The organism is Endozoicomonas sp. SESOKO2 (assembly GCF_024606245.1).
In the GTDB taxonomy this organism is placed as follows: Bacteria; Pseudomonadota; Gammaproteobacteria; order Pseudomonadales; family Endozoicomonadaceae; genus Endozoicomonas_A.
The window spans coordinates 1-4,925 of the sequence record NZ_JAHHPQ010000768.1; the positions used below are offsets into that span (position 1 = coordinate 1).

The following is a 4,925-nucleotide window of genomic DNA, read 5'->3' on the forward strand; positions in this document are numbered from 1 at the left end:
AACGTAGTTGGCGATGACCGCAGCGGCGTACTCTTTCATGCCGGTAACAGACTCTGTCATACCCGCCGGGCCAGTTGCGGTCACGGTCACAGGAGTAAAGGCAATCCGCATGAATTGCTCAGCACCCTCATCGGACAGCATTTGGACGACCTTCCTGAATTCAGGCACCTTGACAGCGTGTTTATAACCGAGGAAGTGTGCAAACTCATCCACTGTCTGATAACCGTCGACACCTCTGACGACCCTTATGTAATTCTCAAGTTCAAGCTTGCTGATCACACCTTCACGCAGCAGGGCGATGATCTTCTTACCACTGGCAGAACGGGTAGTGAAGTATTCCGAGAAACCCTTCAGGTTACTTGGTTCATGCTCTACGTAGTGAACGGCTGTCAGGCCCATGCCGTGTATTTCATCGTCGTATTGTTGAGCCCCTGTTTTCATCTGATGCCTGGCCCTGAATACCAGCTTTTCGATTGTTGTCAGTACATTCTGAGACTGATCTTCCGGAGGCTCGTGAGGGATGACCGGAAAGTGCCTCTTCAGGTTTTTGAAGACTTCCACAATCCGGCTGGCCTGATCAAAACTCAAATTGTCTCCGACCATTGTCTGTAAGCGAATCGGTGCAAATTCATCGTCAAAATCGAAAGTCGTAAGGAACGGTGTTGCCTTACCGCTCTCTGCTGCTGCTTCGGTCAGGCCCAGTGCGGCTTCCAGAGCCTGTTTTTTGAGAGGGTGCTGCTGCACGAATTTGTGGATATCAGCCCGGGCTTTTTCCTGTTTCGGAGTGAACTGGAAGGGACCGCCGTCATGTTCGGCGGCTTCCTCTGCAGCCTTCAGGACTTCGTTCATTTTCTCAATGTCTGCTTCTCTGGTTTTAATCTCATCTTCCAGACGAGCTTGTTTCTTAATCAGTTGCTGGATCGTGCCGCCAGTACCATCGTAGCCGCCCAGTTGTACTTGTCTTTTTCTCAGGGCATTAATCCGTTGTTCATGGGCGTCAGAAGTGTCTGGTTTGAGACCAATAGCTTCTTCGCTAGCGCCAAGACCTGCTTCATGATAATCCGTCAGAGCGTCTTTTGCTTTTAATACGGCTTCAGTTTTCTGCTTCAGGGCTAAAGTCAGCGCAGCGATCTCCTTGTTATGTGCGGTTTTAGCCTGTTCATCGATGTCTCCGGGATCTTTAATCTCCTGTTTTTTACGATCCAGATTCTTTTGTGCATTCCTTTCTTCCAGCCGTGCATTGGTCAATTCCATACTTTTCTTGTCGTGCTCATGGAGGAATTCCGCGACATGGCGGTACTTTATTCTGGTTAAAAGCAGTTCACCCGGTTCATTATCGATTGTATCGGTTTCGACCCGATTATCAGTATTTGTAGAGGCACTAATGGCAATGTAATCAGCTTTCTTCAATAATCCGATATCACCTCTTCTTATCCTGATGTTCATTTTTTTAAAGGCAGCTTCCAGTTTATCAATGACTGGATCTCGTCTTTCTTCACTGCCTTGCAGCGGCATTTGTCTCACGGCGTCTACCCGACTCTCCGGGGTTTGCTCATCACCTGCAGGTTGACCCAATGCGCCCGGAGTGAGTTGCACTGCCCGACTGAGAGCTTTGCCGTCTCCCTCCCGGACAGGGTATTTATTATGAACCACAACTAGCGGTCGTTTGCCTTGAATAGCATTCAGTTTGCGATAAACAACTGCCAGCTCAGCTCTTGCTTGTTCCAGTGTTTGTTTGGCCATGGTGATTTCACGATCAAGGACGAACCGGGGCTTAGGTCCCAGACGAGCCATGTGCCTGTCAAGTTCATTCTCAATGCCTGCAATACGCTCATTAACGTCAGGCTGACCCGCTTTGAAAACTTGTTCATTCAGCTGTTTAAGTTTTTCTTTAATTAGACTGTTCTGTTCGTCTGCACTGGCATCATCCCTGTAGTCTTCAATGTTGAGCTGATGGGCAATTTCATTGTTTTTGATTCTTTGGACACCTTCATCGTCGCAGATTTCATTGGCTTCTTCCCGTAATGCCTCAATTCTGGCGATTAGAGCATGTTTCAGGTAAGACAGGCTGGCACTGTTTTCAAATCTTACCTGCAGATCACTGGCCAGTTTAGCTATGAAAGTTTTGCCTCTTTCTTTAGCAGCAGTGTGTTCGTGAGGGTAGATATTCAGCTCATCCTCTACAGCGATAAGATAAGCTGCCTGTTGTTCTCTGGCTCGCTGTTCCGATTCTTCGACTTTAAAGGCAAGACGTGCATGGATGGAGTTGAGTCTGATATCTCTGCCTTCGAGATCCTCAAGAGCTGTGCTGTGATCCTCCCAGAGGATCTCATCCATCTTATCCAGCTCATAGGGTGAGATATTACCGCCATCAAGCCTTTTACGGATTCTTTCAAGCCTTGCTGCTTTGTCGCCACCTTCATCGATTTTGATGTTGAATAATCTTTCTAAGCTTTGCAGTATGACCAAGGCCTCTTCCTTTGGCCTCCTGGCTTCTATGATGTGTATCCGCAGGTAATAAGAGATGTGCATGCGATGTAAATAGACATCGTCTTTTTCACTGAGGCTGGTCTCATCCAGGGCTCTTTCCACAGCTCTCAATGTCTCAAGTACTTCAGGTCTGGCTTTGGGACGGTTCGGTGTTTTGGTGTTTTTCAGATCCGCCAAGTCTTGACGGAGCCTTTTAACCTCAGCCTCCTGTAGCTGATTGAGGTTTACTGCCCTGTGATTTTCCTTAATACATTGAGTGGCCATTGCCCTTGTTTCACGTGCTGTCTTTGATATTTCGGCAAGTTCAGCCTCTTTTACCTGCAACTTTTCCAGCTTGCTTTCCATCTCAAACAGTTGCCCGGTAATGTCACCCATCAATTTGGAAGCAAAGCGTTCGTCTTCGGCAAAAGGATCTCCAGTCACTTCGGCGGCAATGGGTATGACTTTCTGAATATTCTGGAAAAAATACCGGTTAGCCAGAAGGTTTCTAAGTGTGGGTTTAAAGACGAAATGTTTTGCAAGTTGCATATGCATCCAGGTTGGCGTGATGAACGACGAAGCGGCTCTGATGTGTGGTATTGTGAATTCAAATTCATCTGCTCCATCTGAGCTGGCACTGGTCAATGCCTGCTGAAGAGATTCATAGAATGCAAGCGTCACCAGTTTATCTTCGAATGCGGCTATTGTTTGTTCATTAGCATTGTGCTCGGCAGCTAAAGTCTCCAGCAGTGCCATCTGCCTGCTTCGAATGACGTGCTGGTAGCTTTTGACCTTGTCTTTTTTAATAAGCTGAGCTGTTGCTTCAGAAGCACGGTCATTACCATCAAATTCTCCCCATAGGTCGTAGAGACCTTCCACAAAAGCGATATCGGTCGGATTCTGTTTCTGACTACGGAAAACAATCACTTCCCCTGTAGCCTGAATCAGTTCCATTTTTGGATAACCCTCAGGCACAGGATAAGGCTGTGCCACATCCTCGATGTGGACAACATAGCCGACGGGTTTATGGTATGACAACAGATCATTAAGGGCTTTCTGTTGTATACCTTCCCCCAGAACGTGAACCTGAGTGTAGGCAGAGGTGGCTGCTGCTAAAAGAGCCTCATCATTAACAAAAAGTGATTGACCCAGGTGCTGCAGCACAGGAGGCTGATCGCCACAGGCGATAAGACGCATGAAGGTGCGCCCGTTCACTATAACTTCGTCCACTTCAAGGGTGGCAAGGGGAACATAGTGATCAACTTCGCCAAGGCTTCCTTTTCTTTCATCAGCACCTTTTAGCATTGCGACCAGTTGTTCCGGGCTGGCGATTTTCGTTAACGGTTCTAACCGTTGGATGCCAGATGATTGACCACGAACAGCATCAATTGAATCCTGATGGGTCATGCCGTCTCTGACCTCAATCAACAGTTTGTTGTCTGCAAGGTAATGGGTGAACTTGAAGACCCCCTCATTACCTACCTTCAGGACTTTGGTGTATTTTTGAGCAACGCCATAGTCGTCTGTTTCAAACTGATCAACACTGGAAACACCACCACTGATGCCAGAGAGAACGTCCGTGAAGCCTTCAGAAGGAACCTCATAGCCCGCTCTGGCTTCAGCCTGATCAGGGTAGGTGGTGGTATAGGATTTGGGTATCGGTTGCTGGTCGTACCCTAAAGTTGGCTGAACCACAACCTCGCTCTGGGTAAACTCTGTATGTCCATTGCCCTGAATATCGATTGATTTTATCTGCAGCCTGCGATCAGCCAGTGCCTGTGCACCAATGGCGGAAGAGCTGATGGCAACCGCCACAGCAAGACTTAATGCACTGGGGCGAGCATGTGTCATTCTGCTACCTCGGAGCTGAGTACTTTTATTACCTTGAAAAGTGATTTCCGCACCAGGCGGGGAAGCGGCTGTCGATCGCTCATGGCAGTTTTGCCAGACTGTTGAGAAAATTTAGTTCACTATGGCAAATCCGTTAAGCTATTGAGCGAATTTAGTTGACAGTGGCAAGGTTCAATGCCAATAGAGTTGAGTTGTTTTTCAGGGCAGGAGTGCATTCATAGCTTCTAAAATGGCTTCTAACAGGGTTTTATCGATGGCATGATCCGAAAGAAACCTGTGTATATTCCTTTATACTGGTTTCTTTTGGGTGGCTATGAAGGGACCACTCACTGTTTTCTGATATCAAAGTTCGTCGTGGGTATTCTCATCTTTATCGGGATCGAACTTCTCAATCTCCTGGTTATTCAGTGCAGTTTTCACAGCTGTAGCCTCGGGCGCTGCGGTCCTTGTGGCTCGCCTGTTACGTCTCTGTTGCCATTCGTAGAAGGCACCCAGAGTGTAAGAGTAAGGAATACTTTCTGCGTGGGAGAATGACCATTTAGGCACATTATCCCTGAAGTATCTCTCCCAGCCATTTTCATACATCTTCATGGTGCGATCACGTC

At 47.6% G+C, this 4,925-nt stretch carries 2 protein-coding genes; both read right to left on the reverse strand.

Going from position 1 to position 4,925, the window contains the following annotated elements; genetic code table 11:
- The coding region (locus KDK17_RS18270) for a hypothetical protein (protein ID WP_257288740.1) at positions 1–4,320 on the reverse strand (4,320 nt) is incomplete at its 3' end.
- A 342-nt stretch (positions 4,321–4,662) separates the two neighbouring features.
- On the reverse strand, positions 4,663–4,925 hold a 263-nt coding region (locus tag KDK17_RS18275; protein WP_257288741.1), incomplete at its 5' end, for a hypothetical protein.